Source organism: Frigidibacter sp. MR17.24 (assembly GCF_037095655.1).
GTDB lineage: Bacteria > Pseudomonadota > Alphaproteobacteria > Rhodobacterales > Rhodobacteraceae > Frigidibacter.
In genome coordinates this window covers 1-21,015 of record NZ_JBAWKE010000004.1, presented here as the reverse complement: position 1 = coordinate 21,015, position 21,015 = coordinate 1, and the positions used below count along the sequence as shown (strand labels likewise).

Here is a 21,015-nt window from a genome sequence, read left to right as displayed (position 1 = left end):
CTCAGGCTCCGATCGTGAGGGATTCATCGACGAGGGCCTCCTGCTCGGCCTTGTGGCGCGAGGCAAGCCCGGTCGCGGGAGAGGCGGACGCCGAGCGCCCGACATAGCGCGCGCGGCCGTGGGTGGCACCGATCCGGCCCAGCACCCATTCGAGGTTCGGCTCGACGAAGCTCCAGGCGCCCTGGTTCTTCGGCTCTTCCTGGCACCAGACGATCTCGGCGCCCTTGAAGCGTTCGAGTTCCTTGACCAGCGACAGCGCCGGGAACGGGTAGAACTGTTCGAGACGCAGCAGGTAGACGTCGTCGATCCCGCGCTTGTCGCGTTCGGCGAGCAGGTCGTAATAGACCTTGCCCGACGAGATCACGACGCGCTTGATCTCGCCGTCGGGACGCAGCTGGGTATCGGAATGGCCCTTCTCGGCGTCGTCCCACAGCACGCGGTGGAACTGCGAGCCGGTGGTGAACATGTCGACGTCCGACACCGCCATCGGGTGGCGCAGCAGCGACTTCGGCGTCATCAGGACCAGCGGCTTGCGGAAGCTGCGGTGCACCTGGCGGCGCAGGATGTGGAAGTAGTTCGCGGGCGTCGTGCAGTTGGCGACGATCCAGTTGTCCTGGGCCGACATCTGCAGGAAGCGTTCCAGGCGGGCGGACGAGTGTTCCGGGCCCTGGCCTTCATAGCCGTGGGGCAGGAGCATCACGAGACCCGACATCCGCAGCCATTTCGATTCGCCCGACGAGATGAACTGGTCGAACATGATCTGCGCGCCGTTGGCGAAGTCGCCGAACTGGCCTTCCCACATCACCAGCGCGTTGGGTTCCGCCAGCGAGTAGCCGTATTCGAACCCGAGCACCGCGTATTCCGAGAGCATCGAGTCGATGACCTCGTAGCGTGCCTGGCCAGGCTTGATGTTGTTGAGCGGGTAGTAGCGTTCCTCGGTCGTCTGGTCGATGAAGGCCGAGTGGCGCTGCGAGAAGGTGCCGCGGGTCGAGTCCTGGCCCGACAGGCGCACCGGGAAGCCTTCCGCCGCGAGCGAGCCGAAGGCCAGCGCCTCGCCGGTCGCCCAGTCGAAGCCGGTGCCGGTCTCGAACATCTGCTTCTTGCTGTCGAGCAGGCGCGCGACGGTCTTGTGCATGTCCCAGCCCTCGGGGGCCGAGGTCAGCGCGGTGCCGATCTGCTGCAGCAGCTCGGGTGCGATGGCGGTCTGGCCGGCCTGGTACTCGGCGCCCTCGGCCTCGAGCCCGGTCCACTTGCCGTCGAGCCAGTCGGCACGGTTCGGCTTGAACTCTTTCCCGGCCTCGAACTCCTCGTTCAGCTTGGCCTGGAACGCGGCCTTCATGTCCTCGATCTCGCCCTCGGGGATGAGGCCGTCCTTGACGAGGCGGTCGGTGTAAAGCTGCAGCGTCGTCTTCTGCTTCTTGATCGCCTTGTACATCACCGGGTTGGTGAACATCGGCTCGTCGCCTTCGTTGTGACCGAAGCGGCGGTAGCAGAAGATGTCGAGCACGACGTCCTTGTGGAACTTCATGCGGAACTCGGTCGCGACCTTGGCGGCGTGCACGACCGCCTCCGGGTCATCGCCGTTCACGTGGAAGATCGGGGCCTCGACCATCAGGGCGAGGTCGGTGGGGTAGGGCGAGGTGCGCGAGAAGTGCGGCGCGGTGGTGAAGCCGATCTGGTTGTTCACCACGACGTGGATGGTGCCGCCGGTGCGGTGGCCGCGGATGCCCGAAAGCTGGAAGCATTCCGCGACGACGCCCTGGCCGGCGAAGGCCGCGTCGCCGTGCAGCAGCACCGGGATCACCGAGTGACGCTCGGGGTCGTTCATCTGGTCGGTCTTGGCGCGGGCCTTGCCCAGCACGACCGGGTTCACCGCCTCGAGGTGCGAGGGGTTGGCGGTCAGCGACAGGTGCACGGTGTTGCCGTCGAACTCGCGGTCCGACGAGGCGCCGAGGTGGTATTTCACGTCGCCCGAGCCGTCCACGTCCTCGGGCTTGTACGAGCCGCCCTGGAATTCGTGGAAGATCGCCCGGTAGGGCTTTTGCATGACGTTCGCGAGCACCGAGAGGCGGCCGCGGTGCGGCATGCCGAACACCATCTCCTTGGCGCCGAGCGCCCCGCCGCGCTTGATGATCTGCTCGAGCGCGGGGATCAGCGCCTCGCCGCCGTCGAGGCCGAAGCGCTTGGTGCCCATGTACTTGACGTGCAGGAACTTCTCGAAGCCCTCGGCCTCGACCAGCTTGTTCAGGATCGCGCGGCGGCCTTCACGGGTGAAGGTGATTTCCTTGCCGTAGCCCTCGATCCGCTCCTTCAGCCACGAAGACTGCTCGGGGTCCGAGATGTGCATGAACTGCAGCGCGAAGGTGCCGCAGTAGGTACGCTTCACGATGTCGAGGATCTGGCGCATCGAGGCGAGCTGGAGGCCCAGCACGTTGTCGATGAAGATCGGGCGGTCCATGTCGGCATCGGCGAAGCCGTAGGACTTGGGGTCGAGTTCCGGATGCGGGGTTTCCTGGCGCATCCCGAGCGGGTCGAGATCGGCGGCGAGGTGGCCGCGGATCCGGTAGGCGCGGATGATCATGATGGCGCGGATCGAATCCAGCACCGCGCGCTGCACCTGCGCGTCCGAGACCGAGACGCCGGCCTCGGCGGCCTTGGCCTTGATCTTCTCGCCCGCGGCCTTGGCTTCCTTCACCGGGGCCAGCGGCCATTCGCCGGTCAGCGCCGCGGTCAGGTCGTCGTTGGGGACCGGCGGCCAGTCGGCCCGGGTCCAGGTGGCGCCCGCCGCTTCCTTCTTCACGTCGCTCTCGGCATCGCCGAGGCCGCGGAAGAACTCGGCCCATGCCGCGTCGACCGAGGCCGGATCGGCCGCGTAGCGCGCATAGAGCTGTTCGATGTATTCCGCGTTCTGGCCCTGCAGGAACGAGGAGGCGTGGAAGAGGTCGTTGGGGCTCTGGTCCGTCATGGCGTCACCTGAGTGTGTTGAAGGGACGGCACATGAAGCGCCGCCCCCGTATCGTTTCGGTTACTTGCCCATCGCCTTCAGCACGGCTTCGCCGAGCGTGGCGGGGCTGTCGGCGACGACGATCCCGGCGGCCTTCATCGCCTCGATCTTCGACTCCGCGTCACCCTTGCCGCCCGAGACGATCGCCCCGGCGTGGCCCATGCGGCGGCCCTTCGGCGCGGTGCGGCCCGCGATGAAGCCGGCGCAGGGCTTGGAGCGGCCCTTCTTGGCCTCGTCGGCCAGGAACTGCGCGGCCATCTCCTCGGCGTCGCCGCCGATTTCGCCGATCATGATCAGCGCTTCGGTCTCGGGGTCCGCCAGGAACATCTCGAGCACTTCGAGGTGCTCGGTGCCCTTGATCGGGTCGCCGCCGATGCCGACGGCCGAGGACTGGCCGAGGCCCAGGTCGGAGGTCTGTTTCACGGCCTCATAGGTAAGCGTGCCCGAGCGCGAGACAACACCGACCTTGCCGCGCTTGTGGATGTGGCCCGGCATGATGCCGATCTTGCACGCGCCCGGCGTGATGACGCCCGGGCAGTTCGGGCCGATCAGGCGCGACTTCGAATTGATGAGGGCGCGCTTGACCTTCATCATGTCCAGCACCGGGATGCCTTCGGTGATGCAGACGATCAGCGGGATCTCGGCATCGATCGCTTCCAGGATCGAGTCGGCCGCGAACGGCGGCGGGACGTAGATCACGCTGGCGTTGGCGCCGGTGACGTCCTTGGCCTCGTGGACCGAGTTGAAGACCGGCAGGCCGAGGTGCAGCGAGCCGCCCTTGCCCGGCGTGACGCCGCCGACCATCTTGGTGCCGTAGGCGATGGCCTGTTCCGAGTGGAAGGTGCCCTGCGAGCCGGTGAAGCCCTGGCAGATGACCTTGGTGTTTTCGTCGACGAGGACTGCCATCTTGGCGTTCTCCCTTGAAATGTTCTTCAGGGGCGGCCCGCCGGGCCACCCCAGGATCCGAAGGTCAGCCCTTGACGGCTTTCACGATCTTCTCGGCAGCGTCCGAGAGGTTGTCGGCGGCGATGACGTTGAGACCCGACTTCTGGATGATCTCCTTGCCAAGCTCGACGTTCGTGCCCTCGAGGCGCACGACCAGCGGCACCTGCAGGCCGACATCCTTCACCGCCGAGATCACGCCCTCGGCGATGATGTCGCAGCGCATGATGCCGCCGAAGATGTTGACCAGGATGCCCTTCACGTTCTTGTCGGACGTGATGATCTTGAAGGCCTCGGTCACCTTCTCCTTGGTGGCTCCGCCGCCGACGTCGAGGAAGTTCGCCGGTTCCGCGCCGTAGAGCTTGATGATGTCCATCGTCGCCATCGCGAGGCCGGCGCCGTTGACCATGCAGCCGATCTCGCCGTCGAGCGCGATGTAGTTCAGGTCGAACTTCGAGGCGGCGAGTTCCTTCGGGTCTTCCTCGGTCTCGTCGCGCAGCGCGAGGATGTCGGGCTGGCGGTAGAGCGCGTTGTTGTCGAAGCCGACCTTGGCGTCGAGGACCTTGAGGTTGCCGTCGGTCATGACGATCAGCGGGTTGATCTCGAGCATCTCCATGTCCTTCTCGATGAAGGCACGGTAGAGGTTCTTGACCAGCGCGACGGCCTGCTTGACCTGCGCGCCCTTCAGCCCGAGGGCGAAGGCGACCTTGCGGCCGTGGAAGTCCGACAGGCCGGTGGCCGGGTCGACCGAGAACGACACGATCTTCTCGGGCGTGTGCGCGGCGACTTCCTCGATGTCCATGCCGCCTTCGGTCGAGACGACGAAGGAGACGCGCGAGGTGGCGCGGTCGACGAGGAGGGCGAGGTAGAGTTCGCGCTCGATGTCCGAGCCGTCCTCGATGTAGATGCGGTTCACCTGCTTGCCGGCGGGGCCGGTCTGGTGGGTGACGAGGGTGCGGCCCAGCATCTGCTTGGTGAGCGCTTCCGCCTCTTCCACCGACTTCGCCAGGCGGACGCCGCCCTTCTCGCCGGCTTCCGCCTCGACGAACTTGCCCTTGCCGCGGCCGCCGGCGTGGATCTGGGCCTTCACCACCCAGAGCGGACCGTCAAGCTCGCCCGCGGCGGCTTTCGCCTCTTCCGCGCGCAGGACCGCGCGGCCCTCGGAAACCGGGCAGCCGTAGCTGCGCAGCAGCGCCTTCGCCTGGTATTCGTGGATGTTCATGGATCACTTCCCATGCTGGTGCGATTTGGTCCCCGGGATGGCACAATGTCGCAGGACCGAAAAAGCAATTCTGACGTGATCGGCAGATACTGGCCGGTTTCCCCGGGTTTGTGATCACAGGTCGTTTGGCTGTGATCACATTGCCGGGCCGCAACGGAATCTTGCGCAATCCCCGGGCCGAAGGGCGCGAATCACGGATCTCCGCCGCGGAGGGGGCGCTGCCCCCTCGGACCTGCGGTCCTCACCCCCGGGATATTTGAGCAAAGTCGAGGACGAAAAGAAAAGGGCGCGGCCTCCGGCGGAGGCCGCGCCCTGGCAGATCTGCCGAAAGATCAGGCGAGCGAGCCGTCGATGCCCTTGCAGGCGGCGACGAGGCCCTTCACCGCGTCGACCGACTTGTCGAACATCGCCTGCTCGTCCTTGTTGAGCTTGATGTCGACGATGCGCTCGATCCCGTCCTTGCCGATGATCGTCGGCACGCCGACGTAGAGGCCGTCGAGGCCGTAGGCGCCCTTGACGAAGGCGGCGCAGGGCAGCAGGCGCTTCTGGTCCTTGAGATAGCTCTCGGCCATCTCGATCGCCGAGGTGGCGGGGGCGTAGAAGGCCGAGCCGGTCTTCAGCAGGCCGACGATCTCGGCGCCGCCGTCACGGGTGCGCTGCACGATCGCGTCGAGCTTTTCCTGCGTGGTCCAGCCCATCTCGACCAGGTCGGGCAGGGGGATGCCGCCGACGGTCGAATAGCGGGCCAGCGGCACCATCGTGTCGCCGTGGCCGCCCAGCACGAAGCCGGTCACGTCCTTCATCGAGCAGTTGAACTCGACCGACAGGAAGTGGCGGAAGCGGGCCGAGTCGAGCACGCCGGCCATGCCGACGACCTTGTTGTGCGGCAGGCCCGAGAATTCGCGCAGCGCCCAGACCATCGCGTCGAGCGGGTTGGTGATGCAGATCACGAAGGCGTCCGGCGCGTTCGCCTTGATGCCCTCGCCCACAGACTTCATCACCTTGAGGTTGATGCCCAGCAGGTCGTCGCGGCTCATGCCCGGCTTGCGCGGGACGCCCGCGGTCACGATGCAGACATCGGCTCCGGCGATGTCGGCGTAATCGTTCGTGCCCTTCATCACGGCATCGAAGCCTTCGGAGGGGCCGGATTCGGCGATGTCGAGCGCCTTGCCCTGCGGGGTGCCTTCCGAGATGTCGAACAGGACGACGTCCCCGAGTTCCTTGATCGCGGCGAGGTGAGCGAGCGTGCCGCCGATCTGACCGGCGCCGATGAGCGCGATCTTGGGTCTGGCCATGAAATCCTCCGGGTCAGTGTGTTTGAGACGATTGCGAAAAGTCTTCTGACGCGGGATTGGGTAGTCCCGAACCGGGCGTGGTGCAAGCGCGATGCGGCAGGGCGGCATCGGTGCGTCGCGATCGGGCGCGGCGTCACAGGGGGCGTCACGGTGGCGTCGCGGCGGCGCCGGGACGCATAGGAGGGCGGCAGTGGGCGGAGAGATCGGGTTCTGGGCGCTGGCGGTGCTGGCGGCGGCGCTGGTCGGCATGGGCAAGGGCGGGCTGCCGGTGGTGGGGATGCTGGGGGTGCCGGTGCTGGCGCTGCGGCTGCCCGCGACCGAGGCGGCGGGGCTGCTGCTGCCGGTCTACATCGCCTCGGACGCGGTGGGGGTCTGGGCCTATCGCCGCGCCTTCGACCGGCGCAATCTGGCGATCCTGGTTCCGGCGGCGGCGGTGGGCATCGGCTTTGGCTGGGCCACGGCGGCGCTGGTGCCGGAGCGCGCAGTGCTGGCGCTGGTCGGGCTGATCGGGGCGGTCTTCGCCGGGATGATGCTGTCGCGCCGGGGGCCGCCGCCGGCGGCGCGACCGGCGCGGCTGCTGCCGGGGCTGGTCTGGGGCGCGGTCACCGGCTTCACCAGCTTCGTCAGCCATGCCGGCGGTCCGCCCTACCAGGTCTACGTCCTGCCGCAGCGGCTGCCGAAGGCGGTGTTCGCGGGCACGACGACAATCTGCTTTGCCGCGGTCAACCTGATGAAATTGCCGCCCTATTGGGCGCTTGGCCTGGTGTCGGCCGACAGCCTGCACCGCGCGGCGCTGCTGGTGGTGCCGGCTTCGGTCGCGGTCTTCCTGGGGCTGTGGCTGGTGCGTCGGCTGCCCGAGCGGCTGTTCTTCCGGCTGGTGACCTGGGCGCTGCTGATCGTGTCGCTGCGGCTGCTGTGGCAGGCGGCCGCGGGCTGACACGGACAACGACCGGGCCGCGTTCGGGCCGAGCCCGCTCCGCGACCGGGCCGGCATCGGCGAGAGACCGGGCGGCGCGCCGGGCCGGGCGTGATGGCCGGGACGCCCGCGGCGTCAGGCCGGGTCGCCCTCGGGCTCCCGCGGCAGCGGTGCCGGCGCCCAGTTCTGCCCCGAGGCCAGCAGGCAGGCCAGCCCCGAGGGCAGGGTCATGGTGATGGTCCAGGTCCCGGTCTCGTCCGAGGCGAAGACCTCGATCACGCCCTTGGCATCCCCGGCAAGGCCGATGCCGCGACGCGTCTCGCCATAGGTCTTCTCCAGCCGGTCCACGACCGACGCGCGCTGGGCGCAGGTGCCGGCGGCGGCGGCCGGCCCGCTGCCGGGCCCCGGCATCAGCACGGCGAGGACGAGAAACGCAAGGCATGCGGGCAGGAGCTTCGGCATCGACCTCTCCCAAGCGCGGCTGCGGCACCGCGGGACCGGGGCGCGCGGGCCGCGCCCCCCGGGAGAGAGCCTTGCGCGCGCATCGAAAGAATCGGTTAACGCTACGTCCGAAGATGCGATTATTCTGCAATGCGGCAAATGTCGCCTTGCCGAAAGTGCCAATTTCGTGCTTTCAGGCGAAATATTGTTGCGGAGGAGAATCATGGTGCAGGCAACCCGCCCCTATCGCTCGGTGCTCTACATCCCCGGCTCGAAGGAGCGCGCGCTGGAGAAGGCGCGGCATCTGCCCGTCGACGCGATCATCTTCGATCTCGAGGACGCGGTCGCGATCGAGGAGAAGTCCAATGCCCGCAGCCTGCTGGCGCGGGTGCTGGGCGAGTGGGACTTCGGCGCGCGGGCGCGGATCGTGCGGGTCAACGGGCTTGAGACCGACTGGGGGCGCGCCGATCTCGCGACCTTCGCCACGGCGATCTCGGCCGGGGCGACGGTCGACGCGATCCTGGTGCCGAAGGTCAACGGGCCTGCCGATCTGGACGCGGTGGCGGCGCTGGTGCCGGGCGTGCCGCTCTGGGCGATGATGGAGACCGCGGCGGGGATGCTGAACGCGGCCGCGATCGCGGCGCACCCCCGGCTTGCGGGCATGGTGATGGGCACCAACGACCTGGCCAAGGAGCTGGGGTCGCGGTTCCGGCCCGACCGGCTGGCGATGCAGGCGGGGCTGGGGCTGTGCCTGCTCGCGGCCAAGGCGCATGGCCGGGTGATCGTCGACGGGGTGTTCAACGCCTTCAAGGACGACGAGGGGCTGGCGGTCGAATGCGAACAGGGCCGCGACATGGGCTTTGACGGCAAGACCCTGATCCATCCCGCGCAGCTCGAGATCGCCAACCGCGCCTTCGCGCCGTCCGAGGCCGAGATCGACCTGGCGCAGCGCCAGATCGCGGCCTTCGACGCCGCCGAGAAGGCAGGGCAGGGCGTCGCGGTCGTCGACGGCAAGATCGTGGAAAACCTGCACATCGTCACCGCGCGCGCGACCCTGGCCAAGGCCGAGGCCATTGCGGCGCTGGGCTGATCGGGCGAGGGTCCGGGAAACGAATCCCCCGGAGAACGAGCGATGATGTGGCTTCTGGTGCTTGGCGTGGTGCTGATGGCGGGGGCGCATCTGTCGATGCGGCTGTCGCCGGGGCTGAAGGCGCGGCTGGGCCGGCCGGGCTATGGCGCGATCCTGCTGGTGGCGCTGGTGCTGATCGTGGCGGGCTATCGCGGCAGCGCCTTCACCCCGGTCTACACGCCGATCCCCGGCATCGGGCATCTCAACAACCTGCTGATGCTGGTGGCGGTGTTCCTGTTCGGCGTCGGCGGCACCAAGGGGCTGCTCTGGCCGCGGCTGCGCAACCCGATGCTGATCGGCACGGTGGTCTGGGCGGTCGCGCACCTGCTGGTCAACGGCGATCTGTCGTCGATCGTGCTGTTCGGCGGGCTCGGGCTCTGGGCGCTGGTGCAGATCGCGCTGATCGACCGCACGCCCTGGGCGCGTCCCGACCCGGCCGCCGGCCGCGGGATCCGGGGCGATGCGATGAACCTCGTGGGCACGCTGGTGCTCTACGGCCTGATCGCCGGGGTGCACATCTGGCTTGGCCACAATCCTTTCGTGGGGACCTACTTCTGATGAAGATCTATCGCTTCCTGTCCGAGGACGACACCTCGGCTTTCTGCCACAAGGTCAGCCTCGCGCTGTCGAAAGGCTGGGAGCTGCACGGCGACCCGACCTATGCCTTCGACGCGGCGCGCGGCGTGATGCGCTGCGGCCAGGCCGTCACCAAGGTGGTGCCGGGCGAATATCACCCCGAGATGAAGCTCGGCGAACAATAGCGCCCGGAGGCCGGGCGGGGAGGGGACGGATGAAGACGAACACGGGCCGGTTCTTCGAGGATTACCGCGTCGGCCAGGTCATCGACCACGCGGTGCCGCGCACGATCTCGGGCGGCGAGAGGGCGCTTTACCACGCGCTCTACCCGGCGCGGGGGGCGCTGCATTCCTCGGATGCCTTCGCGCGCGCCTGCGGGCTGCCGGCGGCGCCGGTCGACGATCTCGTGGCCTTCCACGTGGTCTTCGGCAAGACCGTGCCCGACATCTCGCTCAACGCCGTGGCCAACCTCGGCTATGCCGAGGGCCGCTGGCTCGGGCCGGTCTGGCCCGGCGACACGCTGCGCGCCCAGTCCGAGGTGATCGGCCTGCGCGAGAATTCGAACGGCACCTCGGGCGTGGTCTACGTGCGCTCGCGCGGGATAAACCAGGCGGGCGAGACGGTGCTCGACTACGTGCGCTGGGTGATGGTGCGCAAGCGCGACCCGGCCGCGCCCGCGCCCGCGCCGGTGGTGCCCGACCTCGCCGCCGCCGTGCCGGCCTCGGCGCTGGTGATCCCGCCGGGGCTCGACTTCAGCGGCTACGACTTCACCCTCGCGGGCGAGCCGCATGGCTGGCGCGACTACCAGATCGGCGAGATCATCGACCATGTCGACGGCGTCACGATCGAGGAGGCCGAGCACATGCTGGCCACCCGCCTGTGGCAGAACACCGCCAAGGTGCATTTCGACGCGACCTTCCGCGACGACGGCCGGCGGCTGATCTACGGCGGCCACGTGATCAGCCTCGCGCGGGCGCTGTCGTTCAACGGCCTCGCGAATGCGCAGATGATCGTGGCGCTGAACGGCGGCGCCCATGCCAATCCCTGCTTCGCCGGCGACACCGTGCGCGCCTGGTCCGAGGTGCTCGACAAGGCCGAGACCGCGGCGCCCGGCGTCGGGGCGATCCGCCTGCGCCTCGTCGCGGTCAGGTCCGGCGCCCCCGACCCCTTCACCCTGAAGGAGGGCGGCAAATACGCGCCCCATGTGCTTCTCGATCTCGACTACTGGGCGCTGATGCCGCTCTGAACGTCGCGGCTTTCGCATTGGCCCAAATATCCCGGGGGCGAGGGGGCGGCGCCCCCTCTGCTGCCGCGAGGCCCGCGCCTCAGCGCAGGATCGGCGGGCGCTCCGGATCCATCCCGGGCGCCGCGGGCGCCCGCGGCGCCGGGGCCGGGTCCGCGGCCAGGCGCGGGATCTCGACCGCGATCGCCACCCCGGCCATGGTCCGCGCCGCGGCGCTGTCGGGCGCGAGGAAGGCCACGTCGATCTCGCCCGCCTCGATCCCCGAGAAGGCCAGCGCCTCGCCCACCGCCTTGGCGAGCGCCGGTTCCGACCCCGGGCGCGCCCCGAGGAAGGCCAGCATGTGCCCGCGCCGGTCGTCGGCATAGCTCACCGCCGCCAGCAGCGCCGTCTCGGCGAACCCCGCGAGCTGCGGGAGCTTGGCGCGCAGCGCGGGCTCCAGCTCGGGCGGCAGCGCGGTCGGGCGGGCAAAGCCCCTGGGTAGCCCCGCGGCGGCCTGCGGCGCGGCGGCGAGCATGTCCGACAGCCACGACACCGCCCCCGCCGGCATCAGGAAGGACGAGGGCGCCACCGCCAGGTTCAGCCCCAGCCCAAGCTCGCCCGCCTGCGCCAGCATCGCCACCACCACCCGGCCCGGGATCGCGGCATAGGGCGTGGGCGCGTCGGCGAAGCTCGCCAGCCGCTCCTCGCTGTCGAAGGCCAGCACGAAGCGGCCCTCTTCCAGCGCGAAGACCTGCGGGCGCACCGGGGCGTCGCCCTCGGCCTCGTCCACCAGCAGCAGGAACAGCTCGGTATCGGCGAGCCGCTCGTAGAAGCGCATCCGCGCCCCCGCGTCCTCGGGCGCGGCCTCCATCATCGCGTGGGCGAGGTCGAGCACGGTGGCCGTCGGCGCGGCGTCGGTTTCGGCGGTCATGGCGTCTCCAGCGCCGCGGCGACCTGCGCGCGCAGCGCGGGCACGACCTCGGCTTCGAACCAGGGATTGCGTCTCAACCATCCCGTATTGCGCCAGGACGGATGCGGCAAGGCGAAGATCGCCGGCGCGTGGCTGCGCCAGCCCGCCACCGTGGCGCTGACGCCGCCCGCGGTGGCGCCGCGCCCGAGGTGCCAGCGATGGGCATGCCCGCCGACGAGGATCGTCAGCGGCACCGTGCCCAGCGCGGCCATCACCTCGGCCCGCCAGGTCGCGGCGCAGAGCGGCGGCGGCGGCAGGTCCGACCCCTTGGCGTCGTAGCCCGGGAAGCAGAAGGCCATCGGCACGACCGAGACCCGGGCCATGTCGTAGAACACCGCCTCGTCCACCCCCATCCAGGCGCGCAGCCGGTCGCCCGAGGCATCGGCGAAGGGGCGCGCCGCCTGGTGGACGCGCATCCCTGGCGCCTGTCCGCAGATCAGGATCCGCGCGCCGGGGCGGAACCACGGCACCGGGCGCGGCGCGTGCCGGGTGGCGGTCGCGGCGAAGCGGCTCGCGCAGAGGCGGCAGGCGGCGATGCGGTCGAAGAGGTCGGGCGCGGCGGGGTCGGGCGTGGGAGGGGCGACCGCCGGGATCGGGCTTTGCGTCATGCCGGCAGATATAGGTGCGGCGCGGCCCCTGTCAGCAGATGACGGTGAAGGACGCTTCGTCCTGCTTGGGCGACGAGGTGTTGTTCACGAGCCGGCACGGCTTGCCCAGGAACGGAAACTCGATCGTGGCGCCGGTGGCCGGTCGGACATCCTGCCCGTTGAGAAACAGCATCGGTCCCGTGCTGTGAAATCCGCGCAGGCCGATGGTCGTGGAGTTGTCGCGCAGAATGTGGGTGACGCCGGTCCTGAGGGTGAACTGATCCTCGAGGATCATGAAATTGGCGAAGGGCGTGTTCTCGGCGATGGTCGCGAGCCCGCGGGACAGATCGGCCGCGCCCTCTTCGGACAGCTTCAGGTCGCCGCTTCCGAGCAGGGCCCGGATCAGGTCTTGCTGCGACGACAGCATCGTGGTCGCCGCCGGTTTGTCCGAGAGCTGCGGCCCGACGATGATGTTGAAGGTCTGCACGAGGTTGTTGTTGGAATTCCTGAAATCGTTGTCCCCGGTCGTCGTGGTCTGGGACGACTGCGCGTCGCAGGGCGCGGTCAGGGCAAGAAGGCTTGCGGTCGCCAGGACGCCGATGTCCAGGGGCATGCCGTTCACTCTCGATTGACCGCCGCGCCGGTGCTGACGGTGTTGATGTTCGAATTGGTGAAGGTGTTCGGACCGGTCCGGATCGTGACCGCCGTGCCCGGTGGCTGGTCCGCCGGGGGCGGCCGCTCGCGCATGGCGTCGATCAGCGCCGTCGCGGCCGAGACCGAGGCGCCGGCCACGCTGGCGACCGCCAGCCAGCGCTTGATGGGTCGCTTGGTCATGGGCACACACGCGAAGATCACTCTGACACCTCGAAAATCGTCCAGGCGCATGGCGCGGGCGCAACGGAATTCTTCGCCGCCCGGCGGGGCGCGGGCCCACCCCGGGCAGCCCGCGCGGCGCGCCCGGGGGCGCGGAAGGCGCGGTCTGGAGCGATGGCGACCAAGCCGCAGATTTCGCTTCGCATTGCCGCGCATCGACCTTTCGTCTATTCCCAGCCCTCAACGGCAGGCAGCCGCAACGAGCCTGCGCAGGGACGGAAGGGATCGCCGTGTACAAGGTCTGGAAGATCATCAACAACTATTCGCTGCTGCTCATCGGCGGCGCGATCCTGGCCCTGGTCTGGGCGAACCTCTCGCCCGAGGGCTACCACCACTTCGTGCACCTCGCCCTGATCGAGGACTTCTTCATCGGCGCGCCCGAGACCGTCAACGGCGAGACGCACCGGGTGCTGACGCTGCACTACCTGTTCAACGACGTGCTGATGGCGCTGTTCTTCGCCATGGCCGCCAAGGAGGTCTGGGAGGCGATCATCCTCGAGGAGGGCAGCCTGCGCGGGCGCAAGGCCGCGGCGCCGCTGATCGCCACGCTGGGCGGCATGGCGGGGCCGGTGCTGATGTTCTTCGCGCTCGCCTTCCTGATCTGGCCCGAGACGGTGCCCGACGTGTCGAACGGCTGGGCGATCCCCACCGCGACCGACATCGCCTTCTCCTACCTCGTGGGGCGGCTCGTCTTCGGCGCGGGCCACCCGGCGATCCGGTTCCTGCTGCTGCTGGCCATCGCCGACGACGCGGGCGGGCTGATGATCCTGGCGGTCTTCTACCCGACGGGCGAGCTTGCGCCGCAATGGCTGCTTCTGTCCTTCGGCGCCTGCATCGCGGTGTTCCTGCTGTGCAACTGGCTGCCGCGGCGGCTGGACGGCACCAATCCCGCCAGCCCGCGCGGCACCTGGGTGCGCGAGAACCTGGGCTCGATCCCCTATCTCGCCGCCGGTGCGGTCAGCTGGTACGCCTTCCAGGAGGCAGGCATCCACCCGGCGCTGGGCCTGCTGCCGCTGATCCCCGCGATCCCGCATGCCGACCAGGCCTATGGCTTCTTCGCCGAGGAGGAGGCCGACCAGCACGACCTGCTGAACCGGCTGGAACATGCGCTGAAGGTGCCGGTGCAGATCGTGCTGTTCGGCTTCGGGCTGACCAATGCCGGGGTCGAGTTCGCCGCGATCGGCGAGCCGACCTGGCTTGTGCTGTTCGGGCTGCTGCTGGGCAAGCCGCTGGGCATCTTCCTCATGGGCTGGCTCGCGGCCTATCCGCTGCGGCTGGGCCTGCCCGAGGGGATGAACCTGCGCGACCTCTTCACGCTGGGCTGCGTCGCCGCGATCGGCTTCACTGTGGCGCTGTTCGTCGCCTCGGTCGCCTTCCCGGCCGGCGAGGTGCAGGATGCCGCGAAGATGGGGGCGCTGTTCTCGTTCGGGGCGGCCGTGGTCGCGCTGGTCGTGGGCAGGGTCCTGCGGGTGCAGAAGGTCGAGGGCTGAGCCCGAAGCCCGGGCACCGGCAGGTTTTCGGCAGCGCGCGCAGGGCGATGACGCATATTCGTTTTGCGCGTGTTAAGCAGGACCGCCATATTGAGGCCCGATTGAAGGATTAGAGCGTCGACAAAGCCGCGGTACAGGCGGCAACAGAGTGGTGGCGCAACACCGGGGATCTTCCCCGCGCCCGGGGCGAGCGGATGCTGGAATTCGTGAACGTGTCCAAGTCGTTTTGGACAGGCAAGAAGCGCAAGGTCATCCTCGACCAGGCCTCGTTCCGGGTCGAGATCGGCAATTCGCTGGGGATTCTGGCGCCCAACGGCACCGGCAAGACCACGATCATCAACATGATGGCCGGCCTCGAGAAGCCCGACGAGGGCGAGGTGCTGAAGGCCTGCCGCGTCTCGTTCCCGCTGGGCTTCATGGGCGGGGTCGTCAACAAGCATTCGGGTACGGAGAACGCGCGCTACATCGCGCGGCTCTACGGGCTCGATCCCGACTATGTCGAGGCGTTCAGCCGCTGGCTCTGCGGGATCGAGGAATATTTCGACATGCCGGTGGGCACCTACAGCTCTGGGATGCGGGCGCGCTTCTCGTTCTCGTTGCTGCTGGCGCTGGAATTCGACATCTACCTGATCGACGAGGGCATGCCGGCCACGACGGATGCCGAGTTCAACCGCAAGGCGGGATCGATCCTGCGCGACCGGCTGGCAAGCTCGACCGTGGTGGTCGTGTCGCACCAGGCCGCGACGCTGGAGAAGTTCTGCCGCTCGGCCGCGGTGCTGCGCGACGGCCAGCTGCACATGTTCGAGACCTTGGAGGAGGCGAAAGCGCTCTATGACTACTCCACCCAGGGCTAAGAAATACCGCATCCGCCGGCACGTGCCGGTCGCCGGCGCCGCGCCGGTGCCGCCGCCGCCGACGACGCCGGCCGAGGCGCCGCCGCGGCCGATGCGCACCGACACGGCCCGGGCCCGGCCGCCGGGCGGGGGCGAGCCCGGCGCGCGCTTCGCCGCCGGGGCAGGCTCGGCCGCCGCCAATGCGCCGGGGCCGCTCGACGCGCTGTTCGCGCCGCCCCCCTCCGAGGACGGTTTCGGTCTTGGCCCGTTCCCGACCGCGGCGCAGCCCTTGGTGCTGGGCCCGGGCGAGCGCACGTCGGACGAGGAGCTGGCCGCGATCCGCACCGAGGGGCTGACCGGCCGCCAGCTGCGCATCGCGCGGCGGGTGGCGCAGCGCCACGGCATCGACGCGACTTCGGACTTCGAGGCGGTGCGGCTCTTGCGCCGCCGCGGCATCGACCCGTTCCAGCGCTCGAACATGCTCGACCTCGTGGTGGGCGAGACCCAGACCGAGGCCAAGGTCCAGCTGCCGCAGACGGTGCCCAAGAGCCGCCCGCAGCTGCCCTCGACCGAGACGCTGACGCCCGAGAAGCGCGCCGGCGAGATCCTGAAGATCCAGCGCGACATCGCGCGGCGCCGGCGCAAGCGCATGGCGCTTCTGGTGACGCGGCTGGGCTTCTTCGTCCTGCTGCCGACCTTCATCGTCGGCTGGTACTTCTTCTTCATGGCGACGCCGCTGTTCTCGACCCGGTCGGAATTCGTGATCCAGCAGGCCGACACCAAGATGGGCGGCGCCGGCCTGTCGTCGCTGTTCTCGGGCACCCAGTTCGCGACCAGCCAGGATTCCGTCACGGTGCAGGGCTATCTGAACTCGCGCGAGGCGATGCAGCGGCTGGACCGCGACCTGGGCTTCCGCGCGCACTGGAGCCAGCCGTCGATCGACCCGGTGCAGCGGCTTGATCCCAATGCCACCGCCGAGGAGGCGTACCGGCAGTACCAGCGCAACGTGAAGATCGGCTTTGACCCGACCGAGGGCATCGTCAAGATGGAGGTGGTTGCCGCCGATCCGCAGGTCGCCGCCGCCTTCTCGCAGGCGCTGATCGGCTATGCCGAGGAGCAGGTCGACCAGCTGACCTACCGCCTGCGCGAGGACCAGATGCGCGGCGCCCGCGAAAGCTACGAGGATGCCGAGATGAAGGTCGAGGAGTCGCAGCGCCGCGTGCTCGACCTGCAGGAGCAGCTGGGCGTGCTGGACCCGGTGTCCGAGAATTCGGCGGTGATGGCGCAGATCACCGCGCTGCAGACGCAGCTTGACCGCAAGCGGCTGGAACTGGCGCAGCTGCAAAGCAACACGGTGCCGAACCAGGCGCGGGTGACGGGTGCGCAGGGCGATGTCGATCGGCTGGAGGAGATGATCAGCGGGCTGCGCGCCAACCTGACCCAAAGCAACGACGGCGCGGCCTCGCTCGCGTCGGTCTCGGGGCAGCTGCGGATCGCCGAGGCCGACCTGCAGACCCGCCAGCTGATGCTGAGCCAGGCGGCCCAGCAGATGGAGGTCGCGCGGATCGAGGCCAACAAGCAGGTGCGCTATCTGTCCACCGGCGTGAAGCCGACGGCCCCCGACGAGGCGGCCTATCCGCGGGCGGGCGAAAATACTTTCGTCGCCCTGCTGATCTTCGCCGGTCTCTATCTTATGGTCTCGCTGACCGCGTCGATCCTGAAGGAACAGGTATCGGCCTGAGCTGACAGCTATGCGGGGGGCACGCGCCCCTCGCGGGAGAGACGAGATGATGAAGGACGTGGCCATCGGGCCGCTGAACGTGGGCAACGACCGCCCGCTGACCGTGATCGCGGGCCCGTGCCAGCTGGAATCGGCGGACCATGCGCAGATGATCGCGGGCAGGATGGCCGAGATCTGCAAGGCGGCGGGCGCGCAATACGTCTTCAAGGCCAGCTACGACAAGGCCAACCGCACCTCGCTGAAGGGCCGGCGCGGGCTCGGGATCGAGGCGGGGCTGAAGATCCTGGCCGACATCCGGGCCGGCATGGGCCTGCCGGTGCTGACCGACATCCACGACGAGGCGCAGGCGCGCGAGGCCGCGGCGGTGGTCGACGTGATCCAGATCCCCGCCTTCCTGTGCCGCCAGACCGACCTGCTGCTGGCCGCGGGCCAGACCGGCTGCGTGGTCAACATCAAGAAGGGCCAGTTCCTGGCGCCCTGGGACATGGCCAATGTCGCCGACAAGGTCGCCTCGACCGGGAACGAGAAGATCCTGCTGACCGAGCGCGGCGCCTCCTTCGGCTACAACACCCTCGTGGCGGACATGCGCTCGCTGCCGATCATGGCCAAGACCGGCTACCCGGTGATCATGGACGCGACCCACTCGGTGCAGCAGCCGGGCGGGCAGGGCGGCTCGTCGGGCGGGCAGCGCGAATTCGCGCCGGCGATGGCGCGCTGCGCGGTGGCGCTGGGCGTGGCGGGCGTGTTCATCGAGACGCACGAGGACCCCGACAGCGCGCCGTCGGACGGCCCGAACATGGTGCGGCTCGACGAGATGGGCCAGCTGGTCGAGACGCTGATGGCCTTCGACGCCATCGCCAAGGCGGCGCCGCTGCGTGTCTGAGACGGCGCGGCCGCGGCTGTGGTCGCTCGACGTCGCGCGCACGGTGATGCTGGCGGCGATGGCCAGCTATCACTTCACCGTCGACCTCGAGATGGCCGGGCTGATCGGCCCGACCAGCATGACACCGCCCTGGCGGCTCTATGCCGAGGTGATCGCGGCGAGCTTCCTGCTGATGGCGGGGGCCAGCCTGTGGCTGGCGCATGGCCGCGGCCTGCGCCCGCGCCGCGCGGCGCTGCGGATCGGGCAGATCGCGCTGGGCGCGCTCGCCGTCTCGGTCGCCACGCGCATCGCGATCCCGCAGGCCTGGGTGTTCTTCGGCATCCTGCACGTCATGGCGGTGGGCAGCCTGCTCGCGCTGCCGTTCCTGCGGGCGCCGGCCTGGGCGACGGCGCTGGCCGGGGTGGCGGTCTGGATCGCGCCGCGCTTCGTGATCTGGCCCGCGCTCGATCCCTGGGGCATGTGGACCGGCCTGGGCGCGATCATCCCGCGTTCGGTCGATTTCGTGCCGGTCTTCCCCTGGTGGGGGCTGATGCTGCTGGGCCTTGCGGCCGCGCAGGCGCTGGGCCGGGCCGGGCGGATGCCCGCGGGCCGCGCCGGAGCGCCGCGTTGGCTGCGCTGGCTGGCCTGGCCGGGGCAGCACGGGCTTGCGGTCTACCTTCTGCACCAGCCGGTGCTGTTCGGGCTGGTGCAGGCCTGGGTGGCGCTGCGCTGAGGCGCCTCACAGCGCCTGCGCGCAGGCCCAGGCCGAGGACCAGGCCCACTGGAAGTTGTAGCCGCCAAGCCAGCCGGTCACGTCCACCACCTCGCCGATGAAATGCAGCCCCGGCACTGCCTTGGCCTCCATCGTGCGGCCGTCGAGCGCGTCGGTGTCGACCCCGCCCAGCGTGACCTCGGCCGTCCTGTAGCCCTCGGAGCCCACGGGCCTGAGCGGCATCCGCGCCGCCGCCGCCAGCCGGTCGAGCGCCGCGTTGCCCTGGTCGGCAAGGCGCGCCGTCGGGTCGAGCCCGGCCGAGGCCAGCACCAGCCCCGCGACCTTCTCGGGCATCAGCCGCGCGAGCGCATTGCCCAGCTGCACCTTGCCCGCGCTCTGGCGCTGGGCGCGCAGCGCCTCGGCAAGGCTGCGCCCGGGGTCGAGGTCGGCGATCACTTCCTCGCCCTCGCGCCAGTAGCTCGAGACCTGCAGGATCGCCGGGCCCGACAGGCCGCGGTGGGTGAACAGGATCGGCTCGGCGAAGGCGGGCCCGCGCGCGGCGGCGACCCGCGCCGGCACCGCGACACCGGCGAGCGGGGCGAGGCGGGCCAGCTCCTGCTCGGCGAAGGTCAGCGGCACCAGGGCAGGGCGGGTGTCGGTCAGCGGCAGGCCGAAGTCCTCGGCGATGCGATAGCCGATGCCGGTGGCGCCGATCTTCGGGATCGACTTGCCGCCGGTGGCGACCACGACCCGCGGTGCCCGCAGGCTGCCCTGGTCGGTATCGACGCGGAACAGCGCCCCCTCGCGGCTGACGCCCGCGATCGCGGTGCCGGTCATCAGCCGCGCGCCGCCGGCCTCGGCCCCGCGCTGCAGCAGGGCGACGATCTGGCTGGCCTTGCCTTCGCAGAACAATTGCCCCGCGGCCTTCTCGGTCCAGGCGATGCCGGCCTCTTCGACCCGGGCGAGGAAGTCGCGCGGCGTGAAGCGGCGCAACGCCGAGATCGCGAAGCGCGGGTTGGCCGACAGGAAGCGGTCGGGCGCGGTCGAGAGATTGGTGAAATTGCACCGCCCCCCGCCCGAGATCCGGATCTTCTCGCCGATGCGGCGGGCATGGTCGATGACGGCGACGGCGCGTCCGCGCCGGCCGGCCTCGCCCGCGGCAAAGAGGCCTGCGGCCCCGGCCCCGAGGATGATGGCGTCGAAATCCTGCATCCGGCGGCCATATCCGCAGCCTGCCGCAGAGGCAATCTCGCGCGGATGTCGAAAGCTGCAATTTTGCCCTTGCGACCGGTCCGAGCCTTGGCTAGTAAGCGCGCCAGTTGGGGCGTAGCCAAGTGGTAAGGCACCGGTTTTTGGTACCGCGCACCGTAGGTTCGAATCCTACCGCCCCAGCCATGAATCTTGAAAAAGACAATGAAAACAATGAACTTGCGCGGTCGCGCAAGCGTCGTTCAGGCCCCTCGGGCCCGTTTGCTTCACATCGTGCTTCACAACGCCCCGGTCGCGAGTCCTCTCGCGGCAGGACATGGGGCCTCTACCTCGTCCGCAGAAACGGAATTTTCCACTTCCGACGGCGATGGCCGGTCGAGCTTGTACGCCTCGGCGCGCCCGAATTTCTGTCTGTCTCGCTCCGGACAAATCTTCACCGCGACGCGGTGAAGAGGTCGGCGGACCTGCTCACCGAGCTCGAGCGGAGAGAGCGAGACGTGACTACGATGTTCGTGGCCGAGAGGCCCAGCCCGGCGAGATTGGATTCCGTCCTGAGGGAGATCGTCCGTGAAGCGGTCGCCGCCATGGTCGATAGACAGACAGCGGGCATCCGGGACGCGGAGCGCGTCGAGCGAGTCGAGGCCGAACTGCGCGGCATCCGTGAAGCGCTGAACGCGGCTGACTGGTCGCACACAGCCTCTCTCGCCTCTGACACCGCACGACGGATGGGATTGCCCGAGAGCCAGTTGAAGCAGCCTGCAGCGGCGCGACAAGTGCTGCAGACTGCGCGCAGAGCTCGTGAGCTGGATCTCGCGGTCGAGCGAGATATGGAGGATCCGCTCGAGCTCGGCTGCGATCTCATGGTCAGGAACGGCCTCGAACGGCGTTGTTGCACTTGTCAGTGAGGCGGATTCACGTCGTGAATCCTGCACGTTAGCTTCGGGCCATGCCGAAGCCCTCTTCCCCTCGCTATCGCACGACGAACTGGCCC

21 protein-coding genes, 1 tRNA gene and 1 pseudogene are annotated in these 21,015 nt (G+C 69.3%); 13 read left to right on the top strand and 10 right to left on the bottom strand.

The window, feature by feature from the left end:
• Position 1 precedes the first annotated feature (1 nt).
• The 4 genes from V8J39_RS14455 to mdh all read right to left on the bottom strand — a co-directional run bounded on the left by V8J39_RS14455 (position 2) and on the right by mdh (position 6,463).
• On the bottom strand, positions 2 to 2,965 hold the full coding sequence (locus V8J39_RS14455) for a 2-oxoglutarate dehydrogenase E1 component (protein ID WP_336461636.1): 2,964 nt from the start codon (positions 2,963 to 2,965) through the stop codon (positions 2 to 4).
• A gap of 60 nt (positions 2,966 to 3,025) precedes the next feature.
• Positions 3,026 to 3,910, bottom strand: a complete 885-nt coding sequence (sucD, locus tag V8J39_RS14450; protein ID WP_336461635.1) for a succinate--CoA ligase subunit alpha — start codon at positions 3,908 to 3,910, stop codon at positions 3,026 to 3,028.
• A 64-nt stretch (positions 3,911 to 3,974) separates the two neighbouring features.
• Complete coding sequence (gene sucC / locus V8J39_RS14445; RefSeq protein ID WP_336461634.1) at positions 3,975 to 5,168, bottom strand: ADP-forming succinate--CoA ligase subunit beta; 1,194 nt, start codon at positions 5,166 to 5,168, stop codon at positions 3,975 to 3,977.
• Positions 5,169 to 5,500: 332 nt separating this feature from the next.
• Positions 5,501 to 6,463 (bottom strand): malate dehydrogenase, encoded by a 963-nt coding sequence (mdh, locus tag V8J39_RS14440; protein WP_336461633.1) that lies wholly within the window; start codon positions 6,461 to 6,463, stop codon positions 5,501 to 5,503.
• Positions 6,464 to 6,653: 190 nt separating this feature from the next.
• On the opposite strand from mdh, the gene V8J39_RS14435 reads away from it, so the two are divergent.
• Complete coding sequence (locus V8J39_RS14435; protein ID WP_336461632.1) at positions 6,654 to 7,400, top strand: sulfite exporter TauE/SafE family protein; 747 nt, start codon at positions 6,654 to 6,656, stop codon at positions 7,398 to 7,400.
• Between the two features lie 114 nt (positions 7,401 to 7,514).
• Here the strand turns inward: V8J39_RS14435 and V8J39_RS14430 are convergent, their stop codons facing one another.
• On the bottom strand, positions 7,515 to 7,841 hold the full coding sequence (locus tag V8J39_RS14430; RefSeq protein WP_442902597.1) for a hypothetical protein: 327 nt from the start codon (positions 7,839 to 7,841) through the stop codon (positions 7,515 to 7,517).
• Positions 7,842 to 8,043: 202 nt separating this feature from the next.
• Between V8J39_RS14430 and V8J39_RS14425 the strand changes: the two genes are divergently transcribed.
• The 4 genes from V8J39_RS14425 to V8J39_RS14410 are packed head-to-tail and all read left to right on the top strand — an operon-like array spanning position 8,044 to position 10,771.
• Entirely contained in the window at positions 8,044 to 8,910 is an 867-nt protein-coding gene (locus V8J39_RS14425; protein ID WP_336461631.1) for an HpcH/HpaI aldolase/citrate lyase family protein, read from the top strand.
• A gap of 42 nt (positions 8,911 to 8,952) precedes the next feature.
• Entirely contained in the window at positions 8,953 to 9,507 is a 555-nt protein-coding gene (locus V8J39_RS14420) for an NnrU family protein (RefSeq protein ID WP_336461630.1), read from the top strand.
• The gene (locus V8J39_RS14415) at positions 9,507 to 9,710 is read left to right on the top strand and encodes a DUF1737 domain-containing protein (RefSeq protein ID WP_336461629.1); all 204 of its coding nucleotides are present in this window, start codon (positions 9,507 to 9,509) and stop codon (positions 9,708 to 9,710) included. The genes V8J39_RS14420 and V8J39_RS14415 overlap by 1 nt, the downstream gene beginning before the upstream one ends.
• A gap of 29 nt (positions 9,711 to 9,739) precedes the next feature.
• Positions 9,740 to 10,771, top strand: coding sequence for a MaoC family dehydratase (locus V8J39_RS14410; RefSeq protein ID WP_336461628.1), 1,032 nt, complete (start codon positions 9,740 to 9,742; stop codon positions 10,769 to 10,771).
• Between the two features lie 79 nt (positions 10,772 to 10,850).
• On the opposite strand, the gene V8J39_RS14405 is transcribed toward V8J39_RS14410, so the two are convergent.
• From V8J39_RS14405 to V8J39_RS14390, 4 genes are read right to left on the bottom strand one after another with little or no spacing between them, the layout of a single operon-like run.
• The gene (locus tag V8J39_RS14405) at positions 10,851 to 11,678 is read right to left on the bottom strand and encodes an SseB family protein (RefSeq protein ID WP_336461627.1); all 828 of its coding nucleotides are present in this window, start codon (positions 11,676 to 11,678) and stop codon (positions 10,851 to 10,853) included.
• Positions 11,675 to 12,325: a uracil-DNA glycosylase family protein gene (locus V8J39_RS14400; protein ID WP_336461626.1), complete on the bottom strand. Its 651-nt coding sequence runs from the start codon at positions 12,323 to 12,325 to the stop codon at positions 11,675 to 11,677. Before V8J39_RS14400 ends, V8J39_RS14405 begins: the two co-directional genes overlap by 4 nt.
• A gap of 31 nt (positions 12,326 to 12,356) precedes the next feature.
• Complete coding sequence (locus V8J39_RS14395; protein WP_336461625.1) at positions 12,357 to 12,917, bottom strand: hypothetical protein; 561 nt, start codon at positions 12,915 to 12,917, stop codon at positions 12,357 to 12,359.
• 5 nt (positions 12,918 to 12,922) lie between these two features.
• A complete protein-coding gene (locus V8J39_RS14390; RefSeq protein ID WP_336461624.1) occupies positions 12,923 to 13,138 on the bottom strand; it encodes a hypothetical protein in 216 nt (71 codons plus the stop codon).
• Positions 13,139 to 13,407: 269 nt separating this feature from the next.
• On the opposite strand from V8J39_RS14390, the gene V8J39_RS14385 reads away from it, so the two are divergent.
• The 5 genes from V8J39_RS14385 (at position 13,408) to V8J39_RS14365 (ending at position 18,836) form a co-directional block, all read left to right on the top strand.
• Entirely contained in the window at positions 13,408 to 14,667 is a 1,260-nt protein-coding gene (locus tag V8J39_RS14385; protein WP_336461623.1) for a Na+/H+ antiporter NhaA, read from the top strand.
• 194 nt (positions 14,668 to 14,861) lie between these two features.
• The gene (locus tag V8J39_RS14380; RefSeq protein WP_336461622.1) at positions 14,862 to 15,521 is read left to right on the top strand and encodes an ABC transporter ATP-binding protein; all 660 of its coding nucleotides are present in this window, start codon (positions 14,862 to 14,864) and stop codon (positions 15,519 to 15,521) included.
• Positions 15,499 to 17,241: a capsule biosynthesis protein gene (locus tag V8J39_RS14375; protein WP_336461621.1), complete on the top strand. Its 1,743-nt coding sequence runs from the start codon at positions 15,499 to 15,501 to the stop codon at positions 17,239 to 17,241. The genes V8J39_RS14380 and V8J39_RS14375 overlap by 23 nt, the downstream gene beginning before the upstream one ends.
• Before the next feature lie 49 nt (positions 17,242 to 17,290).
• Entirely contained in the window at positions 17,291 to 18,124 is an 834-nt protein-coding gene (gene kdsA / locus V8J39_RS14370; RefSeq protein WP_336461901.1) for a 3-deoxy-8-phosphooctulonate synthase, read from the top strand.
• Positions 18,117 to 18,836 carry a heparan-alpha-glucosaminide N-acetyltransferase gene (locus V8J39_RS14365; protein WP_336461620.1) on the top strand — a complete coding sequence of 240 codons (720 nt, stop codon included), beginning with the start codon at positions 18,117 to 18,119 and terminating at the stop codon, positions 18,834 to 18,836. The genes kdsA and V8J39_RS14365 overlap by 8 nt, the downstream gene beginning before the upstream one ends.
• 6 nt (positions 18,837 to 18,842) lie before the next feature.
• On the opposite strand, the gene V8J39_RS14360 is transcribed toward V8J39_RS14365, so the two are convergent.
• A complete protein-coding gene (locus V8J39_RS14360; protein ID WP_336461619.1) occupies positions 18,843 to 20,027 on the bottom strand; it encodes an NAD(P)/FAD-dependent oxidoreductase in 1,185 nt (394 codons plus the stop codon).
• A gap of 108 nt (positions 20,028 to 20,135) precedes the next feature.
• On the opposite strand from V8J39_RS14360, the gene V8J39_RS14355 reads away from it, so the two are divergent.
• From V8J39_RS14355 to V8J39_RS14350, 3 genes and pseudogenes are all read left to right on the top strand, one after another.
• Positions 20,136 to 20,210, top strand: a tRNA-Gln gene (locus tag V8J39_RS14355).
• A pseudogene (locus V8J39_RS23575) lies at positions 20,210 to 20,497 on the top strand (DUF6538 domain-containing protein); the annotation flags it as partial. The gene V8J39_RS14355 and the pseudogene V8J39_RS23575, both read left to right, overlap by 1 nt.
• Positions 20,498 to 20,530: 33 nt before the next feature.
• Positions 20,531 to 20,929, top strand: coding sequence for a hypothetical protein (locus tag V8J39_RS14350; protein WP_336461618.1), 399 nt, complete (start codon positions 20,531 to 20,533; stop codon positions 20,927 to 20,929).
• Positions 20,930 to 21,015 lie beyond the last annotated feature (86 nt).

Coding starts and splice junctions, on each gene's coding strand:
- V8J39_RS14420 (WP_336461630.1), top strand. CDS start 8,953: ATGATGTGGCTTCTGGTGCTTGGCGTGGTGCTGATGGCGGGGGCGCAT.
- sucC (WP_336461634.1), bottom strand. CDS start 5,168: ATGAACATCCACGAATACCAGGCGAAGGCGCTGCTGCGCAGCTACGGC.
- V8J39_RS14455 (WP_336461636.1), bottom strand. CDS start 2,965: ATGACGGACCAGAGCCCCAACGACCTCTTCCACGCCTCCTCGTTCCTG.
- V8J39_RS14395 (WP_336461625.1), bottom strand. CDS start 12,917: ATGCCCCTGGACATCGGCGTCCTGGCGACCGCAAGCCTTCTTGCCCTG.
- V8J39_RS14430 (WP_442902597.1), bottom strand. CDS start 7,841: ATGCCGAAGCTCCTGCCCGCATGCCTTGCGTTTCTCGTCCTCGCCGTG.
- V8J39_RS14405 (WP_336461627.1), bottom strand. CDS start 11,678: ATGACCGCCGAAACCGACGCCGCGCCGACGGCCACCGTGCTCGACCTC.
- V8J39_RS14410 (WP_336461628.1), top strand. CDS start 9,740: ATGAAGACGAACACGGGCCGGTTCTTCGAGGATTACCGCGTCGGCCAG.
- V8J39_RS14360 (WP_336461619.1), bottom strand. CDS start 20,027: ATGCAGGATTTCGACGCCATCATCCTCGGGGCCGGGGCCGCAGGCCTC.
- mdh (WP_336461633.1), bottom strand. CDS start 6,463: ATGGCCAGACCCAAGATCGCGCTCATCGGCGCCGGTCAGATCGGCGGC.
- sucD (WP_336461635.1), bottom strand. CDS start 3,910: ATGGCAGTCCTCGTCGACGAAAACACCAAGGTCATCTGCCAGGGCTTC.
- V8J39_RS14380 (WP_336461622.1), top strand. CDS start 14,862: ATGCTGGAATTCGTGAACGTGTCCAAGTCGTTTTGGACAGGCAAGAAG.
- V8J39_RS14425 (WP_336461631.1), top strand. CDS start 8,044: ATGGTGCAGGCAACCCGCCCCTATCGCTCGGTGCTCTACATCCCCGGC.
- kdsA (WP_336461901.1), top strand. CDS start 17,291: ATGAAGGACGTGGCCATCGGGCCGCTGAACGTGGGCAACGACCGCCCG.
- V8J39_RS14375 (WP_336461621.1), top strand. CDS start 15,499: ATGACTACTCCACCCAGGGCTAAGAAATACCGCATCCGCCGGCACGTG.
- V8J39_RS14400 (WP_336461626.1), bottom strand. CDS start 12,325: ATGACGCAAAGCCCGATCCCGGCGGTCGCCCCTCCCACGCCCGACCCC.
- V8J39_RS14390 (WP_336461624.1), bottom strand. CDS start 13,138: ATGACCAAGCGACCCATCAAGCGCTGGCTGGCGGTCGCCAGCGTGGCC.
- V8J39_RS14350 (WP_336461618.1), top strand. CDS start 20,531: ATGTTCGTGGCCGAGAGGCCCAGCCCGGCGAGATTGGATTCCGTCCTG.
- V8J39_RS14415 (WP_336461629.1), top strand. CDS start 9,507: ATGAAGATCTATCGCTTCCTGTCCGAGGACGACACCTCGGCTTTCTGC.